Here is a 14,282-nt window from a genome sequence, read left to right as displayed (position 1 = left end):
AACGGTGGATATCCCGGCAAACACTATCGAAATTCGGCAGCAGCGCTATTTTCCCAGATTGTCCGGTTCAACCAACGGACCGCATTTTTGCTGATTGAGCTCATTGGACGATTCGTATTTTGTGCACGGAGTTTATCAATGCGGCCGGCCGCGCTGTGCGCGGCGCCGCATGCAAATTTTAGAGATCATTTCACAGGAGCGGTCATTTGACGGCGCCGTTGCTGGTGCCGAGAGTCTTTCGTTTTGACGATGTTGATGCATTCCGGAGTTCGATCCGAGATCTGGATGTTGATTTCACGCCACTTGCGCGGAAGATTTCGGCCGAGCAGGTCATCCTGAGTTTGCCGGGATGCGAGCTCAACTACACGCAGTCCTTTCCGCGGATCGTGGACGCGCAGCTTGCGCGGCAGACCACCGCGGTCGGCTTCACGATGGATGACGGCGTTCCGATGCGGTTCAACGGCGTCGAGCGCGATCGTGCGGTGATCGTGCTTGGCGGCGGCGGCGCGTTCTACACCTCCGTGGAGGAGACGCCCCGCCAATATGTCTCGATGATGTTCACGCCCGAGATTGTCGACCGCGGCTGGCCAAATGCCGGGCTCCATTTCAGCATTCACGAGATTTCTCAACGCGCGCAGGATCGGCTGCGCGAAGTGGTGAGACAGGTTCTGCTCGTCACGTCAGACCGGGTCACGATTGCGGAGTTCGCGACGGGCGCGTCGATCAAGGAGACACTGCTCGCCGCAATCGACAACGCGTTCGCCGAGATCGTGCCGGCTAGGTGGGCGACGCGGGCCAACACGACGCGCCAGTTCAAGGTCTTCAACGACGCGCGCGCCATCCTGGCCGGCGACGTGGCTCACCCGATCTACAGCGGCGAACTCGCCCGGCAGATCGGCGTGTCGGTGCGCACGCTGCATGACGCGATCCAGCGCTACCGGGGCGTCAGCCTGCATCGCTATCTGCGGCTCCGCCGGCTCTGGCTGGTCCGCCAGCAGCTGCTCGCCGGCGCTCCGAGCGTCAAGGCCTGTGCGCTGGCCTACGGGTTCTGGCACCTCAGCGATTTTTCGCGGAGCTACCGGTCGCAGTTCGGGGAAGCGCCATCCGTGACGCTGGCGGCCTCGCGCCGCACTGGCGTCATGCCCACCCGATCCGGCTGGCGGCAGACATGATTCGTAACAATTCGCCTGAACGGAATCTTAACGGCCGCCGAGGAATCTGTTGGTACGATTCCACCAGAGGCGGGCTGATGCATCCCCGACGATTTGCGCGTGTTCGTCCGACAGGATGTGTGTCCGGCGTGGTCAAGCTCCAGCTGGAACCGAAGGCGCCGCTGATCGAATGCCGGCTGGTGGACTATTCTGCCGGCGGGGCTTGCCTGGAATTCTCCAAGCCGGTCCAGTTGCCCGAACGCTTCGAGATGTTTCACGGCAACACCCGGAAGCGTTGCCGGCGGGTCTGGAGCAAGGGCGTCCGGGTCGGCGTCTCGTTCTGAGGACACCGATCAACAGCGGTTCGGGCCGCGCCCTGCGCGACCCGATTGAGTCCCGATGAAGTCTGTCGATTGAGGGGGCTAAATAAGCGCCGCCGAGAGGCTCAGGCGCCGCTCTGGCACTTCTTCATGAACGAGGTCTTGGCCGCGCCGGCGAGCTTCTTGCCGTCGGAGCCGACCGCCTTGGTCTCGCAGGTATCCATCGTGCACTTCTTCATGAACGAGGTCTTGGCCGCGCCGGCCAGCGGCTTGCCGTCCTTGCCGACGGCTTTCGTCTCGCAGGAGGCGTCCTGTGCAAATGCCGAACCGGCGGCAAAGGTCGCGATCACGGCCGCCAAGAAAATCCGCTTCATCTGGGTTCTCCCTAAACCAAACCAGTGGCCGGATTGGATATCGGATTCTTGGCCCGATCAAGTTCCCACAGCCGAATTTGTCTATAAAATACCCGGATTGCCGTGAGAAATTTCCGTGTGCAGCGCGGAACAAAATGGGGGAAACGCGGAATGGAATTCGAGACGCTGGTACAGACACGCAAAAGCGTGCGCGGGTTCAAGAAGCAGCCGGTGTCCCGGGCGACCGTCGAGGAGATCATCGAGGTGGCCAAGCGCGCGCCGTCCTCGATGAACACCCAGCCTTGGCACGTCCACGTCCTGACCGGGGGCGCCGCTGGAAGAAGTGCGCCGCCGCAACATGGAGGAGATGATCGCCGGCGCCAAGGCCAAGCGCGACATCATCAGCCATGGCGAGTATCAGGGCGTGCACCGCGGCCGTCAGGTCGACATCGCCAAGAAGCTGTTCGGCGCCATGGGGATTGCCCGCGACGACAAGCCGATGCGGCAGGATTGGGTGCTGCGCGGCTTCCGCCAGTTCGATGCCCCGGTCTCGCTGGTGCTGGCCTATGACCGGATCCTGGATCCCGGCGCGGTCTGCCATTTCGACCTCGGCGCGCTCTGCTACGGCATCGTCCTGGCAGCCTGGGATCGCGGCCTCGGCAGCGTGATCAACGGCCAGGGCATCATGCGCTCCGACATCGTGCGCGAGGTCGCCAATATCCCGGAAGACCAGGTGATCATGACCTGCGTCGCGATGGGCTATCCCGACGACAGTTTTGCCGCCAACGCGGTGCGGTCGGACCGCGAGGCCAACAGCGATTTTGTCCGCTATGTCGGCTTTGCCGACTAGGAAGGCTGCGGCCAGTGCGGGGGCATCGGCGATCTGATCGTCGATCGCTTGCTTGCAGCCAATAACCTTGTGCTGCGTGATCGGTTGCTCGATGCGCCCGAGCGTCCGGCGCAATTGCGCGCGTGCTGACCGCGCCGCGGGATATTGAATTCCGCTCCATGAAACCCTCGCGCGACAGTGAGCGCGAGCGCGCGTTTCCGCTATTTGTGCCGACAAAAAATGCGCTACTGGTTTTGTGAAGCGAAACAGCACAGGCGAGGAATCCCAGATGAGCGATGACGAACAGACAGCCATGATCCGCGAGACCGTCGCGAGATTCGTCGATCGCGAACTCATCCCGCTCGAGCCGCAATATCTGAAGTCGAAACTGCCCGGCAGCGATCATCCCGAGCTCACCGCAGAGCAGCGCAAGCGGCTGCGCGATGTCTCGAAGGAACTCGGCCTCTGGGGCCTCGATGCGCCCGAGGATCTCGGCGGCCACGATTTGCCGACGCGCACGATGGCCGCGGTGCATGAAGAGCTCGGCCGCAGCTGCGTGCCGTTCGTGCTGCCGCCGGATTCGCCGAACCTGCGTATGCTGCAAGCGGTCGGCACCGAGGCGCAGAAGAAGAAATATTTGCAGCCTTACATCGAGGGCCGGATGGCGTCGGCGATCGCGATCTCCGAGCCCGGCGCCGGCGGCGATCCCGCGGCCATGAAGACGCGTGCGGTGCTCGAAGGCGAGCAGTGGGTGCTGAACGGCCGCAAGATATGGATCAGCAATGCGCGCGCCGCCGACTTCATCATCGTGATGGCGCGGGTCGGCAACGATCAGCGCCAGGGCGGCATCACCTCCTTCATCGTCGAGAAGGGCACGGCGGGCTTCATCATCGAGCGCGAGATCCCGATGGTCGGCGGCGGCTCGACCTATGAGATCGTGTTCGAGGACTGCCGCATCCCGAAGGACTCGGTGCTGGGCGAGGTCGGCAAGGGCTATGCGCCGATGCAGCTGCGCCTGCGCACGCGGCGGCTCGAGATGGGATCGACCTGCGTCGGCATCACCAAGCGCGCGCTCGACATGATGTGCGAGCACGCCAAGCAGCGCGAGACGTTCGGCGTCAAGCTCGCCGAGCGCCAGGCGATCCAGTGGTGGATCGCCGACATCTCGACGCGCATGCATGCCTGCCGGCTGATGGTGCGCGAGGCCGCCGACAAGACCGATCGCGGCGAGGACATCCGCCACGAGGCCTCGATGATCAAGGTGTTCGCGACCGAGATGGCCTATGACGCCTGCGACCACGCCATGCAGACGCTCGGCGCACTCGGCGTGACGCTGGAATTGCCGCTCAACGCGCTCTGGCAGAAGGCCCGCCTGATGCGGGTTTACGAAGGCCCGAGCGAGGTCCATCGCCAGGCGATCGCCCGCCGCGTGCTCGGCCTGCGCGGCGGCTGATCAGCGCGTGAGGGCTATCGTCGGCTCGCAGCAGCCTTGATGATATCCTGGGCGATGTCGCCGATCTCGCGCGGGCCGCCGCGACTGCGCGTGAACACCGTGAACTCGACCTCGGGAAGTCTGGGCAAGCCGGCTTCGCGGCCGAGCGCCCGCAACTGCGGTGTGAGCAGGCTGCGATAGAGAGGGCACACTGCAAGCTCGGCCGCAGCGGCGGCACGCAGGCCGCCAACGCTCGGGCTCACCACAGTGATGCGGGCTTCACGGCCGGCCGCAGCGAGCGCGGCCAGCGCGGCGTCGCGATATGGGCAGGGCTCGGGAAACAGCGCGAGCGAGAGCGGCGCCGTGGTATCCGGCGCCGCGCCCTTCGCATAGGCCCACACCAGCGGCTCGCGCCACAGCAGCTGGCCGCTCTGGTCGCCCTCGCATCGGCCGCAAACCACGACATCGAGTTCGCCCCGGTCGAGCCCAGCCAGGAGCAGAGCGGTGTTCGCGACCCGCACCTCCAGCGTCAGACCAGGGTGACCATGCTGGAATTGCGCGAGCGTGCGCGGCAGCCAGTTGCTCATGAAGTCGTCGGATGCGCCGAGACGCAAATGAACGCCGCGGTTCTTGCCTGACAACCTCAGGCGCGCGTCCTCGTTGAGGCGAAGGATGGCACGCGCATAGCCGAGCAAGGCTTCGCCCTCGGCGGTCAACGCGACCGACCGCGTGTTGCGTTCGAACAATGGTCGGTCTGCCTGAACCTCCAGGCGACGAATATGCGCGCTGACCGCGGACTGCGTGAGATTCAGCCGGCGCGCTGCCTTGGTGAAATTTGCCTCCTGCGCGACCGCTTGAAACGTCCGGAGGAGCGTTGTGTCGAACATCGATATATCTCGAACTGAGATTAATTAGGTCACTATATATCATTTCTCTCACTGAGCGGAAGCTGCTCTGTTGGGCCGCCACCAGCCCCGGAGATTCCAGATGACCCGCATCCTCTATGTCGAAGCATCCCCGCGAAAGAACCGCAGCGCGTCGATCGAGGTGGCACACGCCGCGCTCGCTGCATGGAGCGATATCGAGCCCGATCTCAGCGTCGATGTCCTCGACCTATGGTCGACGGAGCTGCCCGAGTTCGACGGTCCGGTCATGATGGCGAAATACGCCGGACTGGCAGGAAAAACGCCTGAGCAGGCCGAAGCGTGGGCACAGATATCCGCGATCGCTGCACGCTTTCTCGCAGCCGACGTGATTCTGTTCGCGGTGCCGCTGTGGAATTTCTCGATACCTTACAAGTTGAAGCAGCTCATCGATGTCGTGTCGCAGAAGGATCTCTTGTTCACGTTTGACGGACGGGCGTTCGGCGGTCTGCTGCACGGGCGGAAGGCTCTGCTGGTGCTGGCGCGGGGGCTCGACTATGCGCCGACGGCAATCACGCCCGCCGGCACCTACGACTTCCAAAGGCCCTACCTGGAGATGTGGCTGCGGTATATCGGCATTACCGACATCACGACGGTCGTGGTCGAAAAGACTCTCGCGGGGCCTGACGTCGATCATGCCTCGCGTGCAGCCGCCAAGCGGGCCGCGGTCGAGGCGGTGAAGCAGCTTGCGCATTCGCCATCACGCGCGGTGACGTCATAGCGATGAATCGCCACCGGGCGCTGTCACCATGGTCAAAGCAGCTGGGTGGTTTGCGCTGCCGCTCCGTCTCTTGGTCGGGGGCGCTCTTACGCCGCCCGCACGTCGGAGAGGAAGCGGTTGACCTGGCCGGCTAGGTCCTTGGACTGCGTCGAGAGCTGTTCGGCCGCGCCCAGCACCTGGGTCGCCGCAGCGCCGGTGTCGTCGGCGGCGCGCTGCACGCCGGAGATGTTGGAGTTGACCTCCTGGGTGCCGCGCGCGGCTTCCTGAACGCTGCGCGAGATCTCCTTGGTCGCCGAGCCCTGTTCCTCGATCGCGGCGGCAATCGCAGTGCCGATCTGGTCGATCTCGGTGATGACGTCGACGACGCTCCGGATGGCGGTCACGGTCTCGTCGCTTGCGGTCTGGATCGCGGTGATCTGCTCGGAAATTTCCGTGGTCGCCTTCGCGGTCTGGCCGGCCAGCGACTTCACTTCCGAGGCGACCACGGCAAAGCCGCGGCCGGCCTCGCCGGCGCGCGCCGCCTCGATGGTGGCGTTGAGCGCGAGCAGGTTGGTCTGCGCCGCGATGCTCTGGATCAGCGTCACGACGTCGCCGATCTTCTGGGCGCCCTCGGCCAGCGAGCGCGCGGTGTCGCCGGTGCGCCGGGCATGGTCGACCGCACGTGCGGCGATCTCGGTCGAGGTCGCGACCTGGCGGGCGATCTCCGAGATCGAGGAGGCCAGTTCCTCGGTCGCGCTCGCCACCGTCTGGACGTTGGTCGAGGTTTGATCCGACGCCGCGGCGACGACCGCGGCCTGACGGTTGGTGGCAGCGGCGGTGGCCGACATCGATTGCGCCGTGTCCTCCATCACCGAGGACGCGGCAGACAATCCGCCGACCAGTTCGGTGACCTTGGCTTCGAAGGCGCGGGTCAGATCGTCGAGCACGCGGGCGCGCCGCATCTTGACGTTGTTCTCGGCTTCCTTCTCGCTCGCGAGGCGATCGGCTTCGATCCTGTTGTCCTTGAACACCTGCACGGCGGCGGCCATCGCGCCGATCTCGTCGTTGCGCGCGGCGCCCGGGATCGCCTCGGCGACGTCACCCGCGGCGAGGCGCGACATCCGGCCGGTGAGGGCGGCGATCGGGTTGAGGATGCGGCGGCGGACCACGACGATGAGGCCGGCACTTACCGCAACGACCGCGAGCAGCCCGATCAGCGCGATCACGAAGCTGAAGCGCGCCGACGAATAGGCGCTCGCAAGCACCTGCTCGGCATTCTCGTAGAACGCGTCGCGCACGGTGATGATGGCGGCTAGGCCGATCTGCGATTCCGGATAGTAGGTGTCGAGATCCAGCTCGTACTTGCCGGTCACTGCGCCTTCCTTGGCAAGCTTCAGGGCTTTGCCGAAGCGCTCGACATAGTCGGCCTGCATCTTGCCGAGCGCCGTCATGACGTTCGCGGGTGTCGCCGGATTATTGCGCAATTCCTGCAGCGTCGAGAGGATCTGCTCGGTGCGGCCGGTCGAGCGGTAGAGTTCCAGCTTCTCCGGCTCGGTCGCGACGCGCTTGGCGCCGACCAGCGCCTTGTGCAGGCTGGCATTGAGGCCGCCGGTGTCGCGCAGCATCCAGGCAACGTTGGCGTAGCTGGCCTGGCGATAGGCATTGCCGTCGAGGCCGGCGAGCCGGCGCACCTGCTCGTCGAGCAGCGTGGTGACACCGGCGTTGAACACGGAATTGTCGGCGACGATCTTGCCGGCGGCGGCGCGGCGGGCATCGGCCGGACCTGCGATTGCAGTCGCGATGGCGTCGCGCAGCCCGGCAAACTTCACCTTCAGCGCGTCGATCTCGCGCGCGATGGCCTCGCCGTCGTCGAGCGAGCCCGGCAGGGTGGCGCGCACCTGATTGACCTTGGCCAGCGCGCCGTCGGTCAGCTGGCGCTGACGGTCGAGTTCGGCGATCTGCTTCGGATCGATCGTACTGCCAGCGAGCAACAGGTTGGTGGCGTAGCCACGCTCGGGGTTCATGTAGCGCGGGATATCACCAACGGCGCGGACGATCTCGAGCCGGCTCTGCGCGGTCGACACCTTGTTCATGGTCTGGTACTTGGTCGCCGCGACATAGGCCGCCAGGCCACCGCCGACCGCGGACAATGAGACGATCGCGGCCGTCAGGAGAGTACCGATTTTCATGGGATGCGCGCCATTTCTTGACGAAAGAGGGAAGGCCTCAACCGTACCGGGTGCGCATTAAGCTTGGGTTTATGATCGAGCGTTCACTCGAGCGGCAACAACCGGAGGTACTCCGGCTGGGCCGTCGCCTATTCCAGCGGCTGGACCGGCGGCATTGTCGTTGCCGTCTCGAGGGGAGGCGGCGGCGGTGCCGGCGCCGCCGCAGGGAGTGCCGCCTGACGGTCCGGTGCGGGTTGACGATACTTCGTGGATGCCTGCGCCTGTCTGACGGATTTGGTCCGCCGCGCATGTGTCTGATGGCTACGGACGCCGAGCGAGTGAGAGATGGAAGGTCCGGCCGTGTAGCCGACGACGGCGCCGGCGACGGCGCCAATGGGGCCGAATATGATCCCGCCCGACAACGCGCCGAGCGCGGCGTCGCCGCCGCGATGCTGCTCCGCAGCTTCCGATGGTATCAATGGAAGCGCGAGCGAAATCCCAAGTATCGCGATTGCCACTCGTTTGAACATCCGGCTCCCTCCGTAAGGAGAGAGGTTAAGACCGGGAATGCGGCGACAGCTGTACGATACCGTGTCCGCCGATTGGCGTACGCGCAGCGGTTCCCACAGAGACTCTAGCGTGAGTCTTCGTCGGCGCCCTTGGTCGCGGCGCGGTGCTGGGTCGCGCCGCCGGTGCCGGCCTCGCCGCAGGGAAGCTGGTTCCAGGTGCCGTCGGCGGCCTGTTGGTAGGCCTGGCAGCCGGTCGAATTGGTTGTGGTGGCGGCTTTCTCGTCGGCCTTCTGCCGCTCGGCGCTCTTCGCCAGCGCTGGCGTGGCAACGGCAGCGATGGCCGCGAGCGAGCCTGCGAAGACCAGCTTTGCGATCCGCATGTCGGGTTCTCCTTCTCGAAGCGAAAAACATATCCAGAAAACAAATCTGGCGATTTTTGGCCGCGGCGAGCGACCTGCGACGAATTGCTTAATGCCGGGAAAACGCGCCGGAAATGCCGTTAATATCTGCGCGCCGGCCGCGCGACGGGTGTCGCAGCGCCGTGGTAGGATCGCGCCATCATGACCCACCGCATTCTCGTTCTCTACGGCTCCTATCGTTCGGATCGCATGGGCATCCGCCTGGCGCATTTCGTCGTCGACGGCCTGCGTGCGCGCGGCAACGATGTCGAGTTGATCGACGCCAAGGAGGTCGGCCTGCCGATGCTCGACCGGATGTACAAGGAACATCCGAAGGGCCAGGCGCCGGCCGAGCTCGAAACGCTCGCCCGGAAAGATCCGCGACGCCGACGGCTTCCTGTTCGTCACCGGCGAATACAATTGGGGCATCCAGCCCGGGCTGAAGAACCTGACCGATCATTTCCTCGAGGAATGGTTCTGGCGTCCGGCGGCGATCGCGAGCTACTCGGCCGGGCGTTTCGCCGGTGCGCGCGCCGCGACCGCCTGGCACGGCACGCTGTCGGAGATGGGCATGGTGGTGGTGTCGAGCACGATCAGTGCGGGGCCGATCGCGCAGACCCTGTCCGCCGAAGGCAAGCCGATCGGCGAGGGCGGCAAGTCGCTCGAACGTGCCTTTCCGCGCTTTGCCGACGACTTCACCTGGTGGATCGAAGCCGCCAAGGCACAGCGGGCGCGCAAGGCGCCGCCATACTGAGTGCAGGCCTGCACTCCTCGGAGATCGGCATCATGAGCCTCTTCACATCGCCCTTCGATCCCGCGCGCGAGGCAGCCCTGGTGACCGGTGCCGGCAACGGCATCGGCCGCGCGATCGCGCAGGCCCTGGTCGGCGAAGGTGTGCGCACGGTGTTCGCCGACCTGCATGAGGACAAGGTATTGGCCGCCATCAAGGCCGCCGCACGTCCCGAACTTGCCGTGCCCTGGGTCGGCGATCTCGCGCAACGTGCGGCGTGCGACGCGCTGCTGGCGCATGCGCAAGCCACGGTCGGGCAGGTGACGCATTTCGTCCACAGCGCCTCGCCGCCGCGCCGCGAGGCCGATCATGCGATGGCGGTCGATGAAGAGACCTGGCGGCAGATGCACGCGGTCAATCTCGATGCCGGCTTTCATCTGTCGCGCGAACTGGCGCGCAAGCTGATCGCGGCGACGACGCCTGGCTCGTTCCTGCTGCTCACCTCGCTGCACGCGGGCACGCCGCGCAACCTGCCGCATTACTCGACGGCGAAGGCCGGCATGGCGATGCTGGTGAAGGAGTTGGCCAAGAGCTGGGGCTGCTATGGCATCCGCGTCAATGCGCTGGTGCCCGGCGCGATCGCGGCCGGCGGCTTCGTCGCGGATCCCGCGCTGGCCAAGCACATTCCGCTCGGGCGGCTTGGTCAGGCGGACGATCTCGCGCCGATGGCGCTCGCCGTGCTCTCGCACAAGCTCTCCGGCTACGTCACCGGCGCATCGATCGTGGTCGACGGCGGCCTGTCGCTGACCAACTGGTTCGCGCCGCCGGAGCTCGATTGAGATCGAAGTTTACTACTTGGTCCTGATGTAGCCCGCGAGCCGCGTCTTCTGGTCTTGGCACCAGGTCGTCATGCTGCCGGCGCGGCGCTGGTCGAGGTCGGTGCTCTGGGTTGCGATCGCGACTTCGGTCATCAGGTCGTCGGCCTGCTTCTCGCCCATCTTGCCGCCGGTGTGCATGAAGGCGATCGCCTTGCGCACCTGTTCGGTGGTGCCGTCGGGCAGGTGCATGTCCTGCGCGCGCTGCACGAGGTCCTGATAGACGAGATCGGTGCCGGGGCACTCGACCTTGGCGGCGAAGATCGGCCTGCAGCACCATGGTGACATAGGCCGCACGCGGATCGGCGTGGGCCGGTGTTGCCGCGACGATCAGGCCGCCGATCAGCAGAGCGTAACGCATCGAATTCCTCCCGATGTTTTAGACATTTTGCCGCAAGGCTAGCGTCCGCGGGAACCGACTGCAACCGGAAGGACACACTTGCCGAAGGAACCGATCAAACAGCCGTGTTCCAATCTGCGCTGCCACGATTTCAGCACGATTTCGGCAGCAAGTGCCACAACTTGACGCAGGGGAGAATGATCGTGTCGAAGTTGGGGCTTGCTGCGGTGCTGATGGGTTCGTTCGCACTTGGCGGCTGCATGCAGGCGACGCTGTCGCCGGTGACGGATGCCGCGATGACGCCGCGCGATCGGCAATTGCTGGCGCATCCGCCCTATGCGGAGGCCAAGATTCCGGATCAGTTCCAGCGCCACATTGTCGATTACACGCGGAAGGAGCAGCCGGGTTCGATCCTGGTCGATACCGACGCGCGCTACCTCTATTACGTGCTGCCCGGCGGCAAGGCGATCCGCTACGGCGTCGCCGTCGGCGAAGAGGCGATGGCGTTCTCCGGCGTCGCCACCGTAGGCCGGCTCGCCGAATGGCCGGATTGGGTTCCGACCAAGGATATCCAGGAGCGGCTCGGACCGTATCCGGCGCGTGTCGCCGGCGGACCGGCCAATCCGCTCGGTGCCCGGGGCATCTATCTTTACCAGGGCAACAAGGACACGCTCTACCGCATCCACGGCACCAACCAGCCCGAATATATCGGGCAGGCGATCTCGTCGGGCTGTATCCGCATGAACAATGCCGACGTCATCGATCTCTACCAGCACGTCAAGCCGGGCGCGACCGTGGTCGTGCTGCCGCCGGGACAGAGCGCGTAATTCGCATATTGATGTGCAAAGGCGCCGATTGCGTCATCGCGATCGGCGCCTTTTCTTTCACCCGTTAGCAGGCCGTCAGCGCAGCGGCATCGGCGGCCGAACCACGGGGCCGTTATCATCAGCATCGACAACCGAGGACTGCTGCGATTGCACCGGCCGCGGCGCGGCAGCCTGCGATGCGACTGCGGCGGGCGCCGGCAGCGGTGCTGCTGATGCCGGCGGTGGCGGCGGGATGTAGGCCTGTGCCGGCCGGCGGATCGGCGGCGGAGCAACAGCCGTGCGTGGCGCCGTCGCGGGCGGCGTGATCGCGGCACGCGGGCGCGGCGCGACCGGCCGCGGTTCGACGGCCCTGGTCTCGGTCGTCCTTGCGACCCGCTGCGTCAACTGATCCTGGCTCACCTTCAGCTGATCGATGCTGGTCTTGAGTTGCTCGATCTGCTGTCCCATCGACGCGAGATCGCGCGCCATCGACTGCAACAACTGGGTTTGGTCAGGTGCGGCTGCGGCTGGTGCCGCCGGGGCAACCGGCGCCGCCGTTGCAGCGGGTGCTGCGGCCGCCGCTGCAGCGGCAGGAGCGGGCGCGGCCGTTGCGACGTCCTGTGGCGCAGCCGCCGGAGCAGCCTCAGCCGGCTGATCGGCGGCAGCCACCTGCGCGGGCGGGCCCGCCTGGTCGGCTGCGGGAGCGGCCTTGCCTGGCAGCAGCGACGTCAGGGCCTCGACCTGGGGCACGTACTCCGCCACCACCTGCTTGACGCGATGGCCGTAGTGTTGCCACGCCGCGGTGCCCATGGCGCCGGCGATCGCGAACACGAACCAGAAGGCACGGATCGCCCATTTGTTGGTCGGACGCGGCGCGCGTTCCAGTCTGATGTCGTCCAGCCTGCCGTCATGGCTTGCGGCGCTGTACTCCGGCGCGGCCGGCGGCGCCGTCACCGGTATCGGCGTCACCGGTGGCACCGAGGCGACCGGAGCGCCCGGTGGCGTGGAAGAGGGGGCGAGGCTCGGGCCGAACCAAGGCTCGCGTTGCCCCGGCGCTCCCCTGGCGGCGGGTGCCGGCGCGGTGGCGGAATTGTCCGGGCGGGTTGCAGTGAAGCTAGGTTCGATCGCGAAAATATCGTGCGGATCTGCGTCTTTCAGTGTCGATTGCATGGCGGTCCCCGTTTCAGTCCAAGGTCAACCGCAAATGGGCGGCCGGCAATTTGAGCTCTGTATCGACCCCTGGCCCTGACCCCACGACTCCAGTCCGGTTTGACCAAAGCAAGGCGAGAGGGTGGAGAGGTTGGGGAGTTTCGGGAACCAAACTGGGAGCCGAGGGGCGGTCGCCGACCTGCGTGCCTGGGGAAGCTCCGGGGTCGCATGTCCGGGTGAATCTCCCTGGTTGTGTGGCGCATCCACCACACCCGAGGGGAAATCGGGTCGCCTGCGGCCCGTCCGACCGCGCTCCGCCACCGTTCCGCCCCGATTGGATTCGGCCATGCGGGGGTTGGATTTTCGGCTTGGGCTGGGGCGCGAGTTGGGGATGCAACATGTCACGCGACGATGCAGTCATTTCGTACGTCGACGTCATACGCAGCGCGCGCGGTGCCGCGCCGGCAATTCGGTTGGCTCGTGCGCGAAAGTCTCTGCGGCTCTGCGCCATCGTCATCGGCGCCGCGTCGCTTGCGGCCTGTGCGCAGTCCTCCGTCGTCAGCCAGCGCTCGCAGGCGCTCGCGAGCCGGTCGGTGTCGGCCGAACCGACGCGGGCTGCGTCATCGGCGACGCGCGCACATGTCGCAACCGCGCGCAAGCACACGCCGTACGCCGTACGCAAGGGCGGCGACACCAGGATCGCGTCGCAGGGCGTCGCGAGCTTCTACAGCGACGAGCAGGAGACCGCGAGCGGCGAGAAGTTCAACGCGCACGAACTGACCGCTGCGCATCCGACATTGCCGTTCGGCACCAAACTGCGCGTCACCGACGTCAAGACCGGCCGCTCGGTAACGGTGCGTGTCAACGACCGCGGGCCTTACGTTCCCGGGCGCATCGTCGACGTCTCGTATTCTGCCGCACAGTCGCTCGGCATGATCGGCAAGGGCGTCGCGAATGTCAGGCTCGACGTGGTGCAGTGAGCGGCGTCGCAAGCCAGGTTCGGGATTTTTGCCGGACGGATCGGGAAAAAGTCCCGGTGTTGCGCGCGCTTTAATCCCGTTGTCCGAACGCTGGCGACAAATAGAATTGATGCCGCTACTTCCCGCGCTCTCCTTTTCCAGGCGCGTGGATTTCAACCCAATGAACCTTCCCCGCCTTGGCGTCCCACCGAGGCGGGGTTTTTCTTTGAGGCATGCGCGCCGCATGTGTTGACAGGGCCTGAGCCATCTGCGGCAAGATCCGGCACATGCTGGATATGCCGACCTTGATGAGCAAGTTGAGCTAGCCGCGACCGCACGTTGCGCTCTGCCGCTTCTGGCGCCTGTGCTTCCACCAAATTGTCATGCTACCGGCGAATTGCGGCCCAACGCCGCTGCCAACACACCGCCGAATGGATGACGTCGGCGAGGGACAAGCGTTGGCCTACAAGATGATCGCAGAACGCGAGAACGAAACGGTCAGGATCGAGCGGGAGAGCACCTTCATCATCGTCGCCAAGGCCAAGGTCTGGGCGAGCGAGGGATGGCAGGTGGTGATCACCGACACGGACGGAAAATCATACCCGCCCGAGGAATTCGACAAGCTGCTCGCGGCGTAATG

The 14,282-nt window shown here is 65.6% G+C and carries 13 protein-coding genes and 3 pseudogenes; 10 read left to right on the top strand and 6 right to left on the bottom strand.

Going from position 1 to position 14,282, the window contains the following annotated elements:
• Window positions 1–449: 449 nt before the first annotated feature.
• Complete coding sequence (locus ACVWW1_RS12345) at window positions 450–1,172, top strand: helix-turn-helix domain-containing protein (protein WP_456655955.1); 723 nt, start codon at window positions 450–452, stop codon at window positions 1,170–1,172.
• A gap of 77 nt (window positions 1,173–1,249) precedes the next feature.
• Window positions 1,250–1,495: a hypothetical protein gene (locus tag ACVWW1_RS12340; protein ID WP_456655954.1), complete on the top strand. Its 246-nt coding sequence runs from the start codon at window positions 1,250–1,252 to the stop codon at window positions 1,493–1,495.
• Between the two features lie 101 nt (window positions 1,496–1,596).
• Here the strand turns inward: ACVWW1_RS12340 and ACVWW1_RS12335 are convergent, their stop codons facing one another.
• Window positions 1,597–1,845, bottom strand: a complete 249-nt coding sequence (locus ACVWW1_RS12335; RefSeq protein WP_076860250.1) for a hypothetical protein — start codon at window positions 1,843–1,845, stop codon at window positions 1,597–1,599.
• Between the two features lie 150 nt (window positions 1,846–1,995).
• Between ACVWW1_RS12335 and ACVWW1_RS12330 the strand changes: the two are divergent.
• Window positions 1,996–2,674, top strand: a pseudogene (locus ACVWW1_RS12330) (nitroreductase).
• A 268-nt stretch (window positions 2,675–2,942) separates the two neighbouring features.
• Complete coding sequence (locus tag ACVWW1_RS12325; protein WP_456655953.1) at window positions 2,943–4,106, top strand: acyl-CoA dehydrogenase family protein; 1,164 nt, start codon at window positions 2,943–2,945, stop codon at window positions 4,104–4,106.
• A 14-nt stretch (window positions 4,107–4,120) separates the two neighbouring features.
• Here ACVWW1_RS12325 and ACVWW1_RS12320 read toward each other — a convergent pair whose 3' ends face one another.
• Window positions 4,121–4,972, bottom strand: a complete 852-nt coding sequence (locus ACVWW1_RS12320) for a LysR substrate-binding domain-containing protein (protein ID WP_456655952.1) — start codon at window positions 4,970–4,972, stop codon at window positions 4,121–4,123.
• Between the two features lie 100 nt (window positions 4,973–5,072).
• Between ACVWW1_RS12320 and ACVWW1_RS12315 the strand changes: the two genes are divergently transcribed.
• Complete coding sequence (locus tag ACVWW1_RS12315) at window positions 5,073–5,729, top strand: FMN-dependent NADH-azoreductase (protein ID WP_456655951.1); 657 nt, start codon at window positions 5,073–5,075, stop codon at window positions 5,727–5,729.
• A gap of 86 nt (window positions 5,730–5,815) precedes the next feature.
• On the opposite strand, the gene ACVWW1_RS12310 is transcribed toward ACVWW1_RS12315, so the two are convergent.
• Together ACVWW1_RS12310 and ACVWW1_RS12305 are read right to left on the bottom strand one after the other, a co-directional pair.
• The gene (locus tag ACVWW1_RS12310) at window positions 5,816–7,897 is read right to left on the bottom strand and encodes a methyl-accepting chemotaxis protein (RefSeq protein ID WP_456655950.1); all 2,082 of its coding nucleotides are present in this window, start codon (window positions 7,895–7,897) and stop codon (window positions 5,816–5,818) included.
• A 613-nt stretch (window positions 7,898–8,510) separates the two neighbouring features.
• Window positions 8,511–8,765 (bottom strand): hypothetical protein, encoded by a 255-nt coding sequence (locus ACVWW1_RS12305; RefSeq protein WP_456655949.1) that lies wholly within the window; start codon window positions 8,763–8,765, stop codon window positions 8,511–8,513.
• Window positions 8,766–8,945: 180 nt separating this feature from the next.
• Between ACVWW1_RS12305 and ACVWW1_RS12300 the strand changes: the two are divergent.
• Together ACVWW1_RS12300 and ACVWW1_RS12295 are read left to right on the top strand one after the other, a co-directional pair.
• Window positions 8,946–9,537 (top strand): annotated as a pseudogene (locus tag ACVWW1_RS12300) (NADPH-dependent FMN reductase).
• Between the two features lie 32 nt (window positions 9,538–9,569).
• On the top strand, window positions 9,570–10,352 hold the full coding sequence (locus ACVWW1_RS12295) for an SDR family NAD(P)-dependent oxidoreductase (RefSeq protein ID WP_456655948.1): 783 nt from the start codon (window positions 9,570–9,572) through the stop codon (window positions 10,350–10,352).
• 12 nt (window positions 10,353–10,364) lie between these two features.
• Here ACVWW1_RS12295 and ACVWW1_RS12290 read toward each other — a convergent pair.
• Window positions 10,365–10,749: pseudogene (locus ACVWW1_RS12290) on the bottom strand (hypothetical protein).
• A 176-nt stretch (window positions 10,750–10,925) separates the two neighbouring features.
• Here ACVWW1_RS12290 and ACVWW1_RS12285 point away from each other — a divergent pair.
• Window positions 10,926–11,555 carry a L,D-transpeptidase gene (locus tag ACVWW1_RS12285; RefSeq protein ID WP_456655947.1) on the top strand — a complete coding sequence of 210 codons (630 nt, stop codon included), beginning with the start codon at window positions 10,926–10,928 and terminating at the stop codon, window positions 11,553–11,555.
• A gap of 75 nt (window positions 11,556–11,630) precedes the next feature.
• Here the strand turns inward: ACVWW1_RS12285 and ACVWW1_RS12280 are convergent, their stop codons facing one another.
• Window positions 11,631–12,704: a hypothetical protein gene (locus ACVWW1_RS12280; RefSeq protein ID WP_456655946.1), complete on the bottom strand. Its 1,074-nt coding sequence runs from the start codon at window positions 12,702–12,704 to the stop codon at window positions 11,631–11,633.
• A gap of 377 nt (window positions 12,705–13,081) precedes the next feature.
• Here ACVWW1_RS12280 and ACVWW1_RS12275 point away from each other — a divergent pair, with 377 nt between their 5' ends.
• Window positions 13,082–13,663, top strand: a complete 582-nt coding sequence (locus ACVWW1_RS12275) for a septal ring lytic transglycosylase RlpA family protein (RefSeq protein WP_456655945.1) — start codon at window positions 13,082–13,084, stop codon at window positions 13,661–13,663.
• A gap of 410 nt (window positions 13,664–14,073) precedes the next feature.
• Window positions 14,074–14,280 carry a hypothetical protein gene (locus tag ACVWW1_RS12270; protein WP_207839213.1) on the top strand — a complete coding sequence of 69 codons (207 nt, stop codon included), beginning with the start codon at window positions 14,074–14,076 and terminating at the stop codon, window positions 14,278–14,280.
• Window positions 14,281–14,282: the final 2 nt, after the last annotated feature.

The sequence above is a fragment of the Bradyrhizobium sp. JR3.5 genome, from assembly GCF_054057015.1.
This window is presented reverse-complemented; position numbering and strand designations above follow the sequence as displayed.

Coding starts and splice junctions, on each gene's coding strand:
- ACVWW1_RS12345 (WP_456655955.1), top strand. CDS start 450: ATGCGGTTCAACGGCGTCGAGCGCGATCGTGCGGTGATCGTGCTTGGC.
- ACVWW1_RS12340 (WP_456655954.1), top strand. CDS start 1,250: ATGCATCCCCGACGATTTGCGCGTGTTCGTCCGACAGGATGTGTGTCC.
- ACVWW1_RS12335 (WP_076860250.1), bottom strand. CDS start 1,845: ATGAAGCGGATTTTCTTGGCGGCCGTGATCGCGACCTTTGCCGCCGGT.
- ACVWW1_RS12325 (WP_456655953.1), top strand. CDS start 2,943: ATGAGCGATGACGAACAGACAGCCATGATCCGCGAGACCGTCGCGAGA.
- ACVWW1_RS12320 (WP_456655952.1), bottom strand. CDS start 4,972: ATGTTCGACACAACGCTCCTCCGGACGTTTCAAGCGGTCGCGCAGGAG.
- ACVWW1_RS12315 (WP_456655951.1), top strand. CDS start 5,073: ATGACCCGCATCCTCTATGTCGAAGCATCCCCGCGAAAGAACCGCAGC.
- ACVWW1_RS12310 (WP_456655950.1), bottom strand. CDS start 7,897: ATGAAAATCGGTACTCTCCTGACGGCCGCGATCGTCTCATTGTCCGCG.
- ACVWW1_RS12305 (WP_456655949.1), bottom strand. CDS start 8,765: ATGCGGATCGCAAAGCTGGTCTTCGCAGGCTCGCTCGCGGCCATCGCT.
- ACVWW1_RS12295 (WP_456655948.1), top strand. CDS start 9,570: ATGAGCCTCTTCACATCGCCCTTCGATCCCGCGCGCGAGGCAGCCCTG.
- ACVWW1_RS12285 (WP_456655947.1), top strand. CDS start 10,926: ATGATCGTGTCGAAGTTGGGGCTTGCTGCGGTGCTGATGGGTTCGTTC.
- ACVWW1_RS12280 (WP_456655946.1), bottom strand. CDS start 12,704: ATGCAATCGACACTGAAAGACGCAGATCCGCACGATATTTTCGCGATC.
- ACVWW1_RS12275 (WP_456655945.1), top strand. CDS start 13,082: ATGTCACGCGACGATGCAGTCATTTCGTACGTCGACGTCATACGCAGC.
- ACVWW1_RS12270 (WP_207839213.1), top strand. CDS start 14,074: ATGGATGACGTCGGCGAGGGACAAGCGTTGGCCTACAAGATGATCGCA.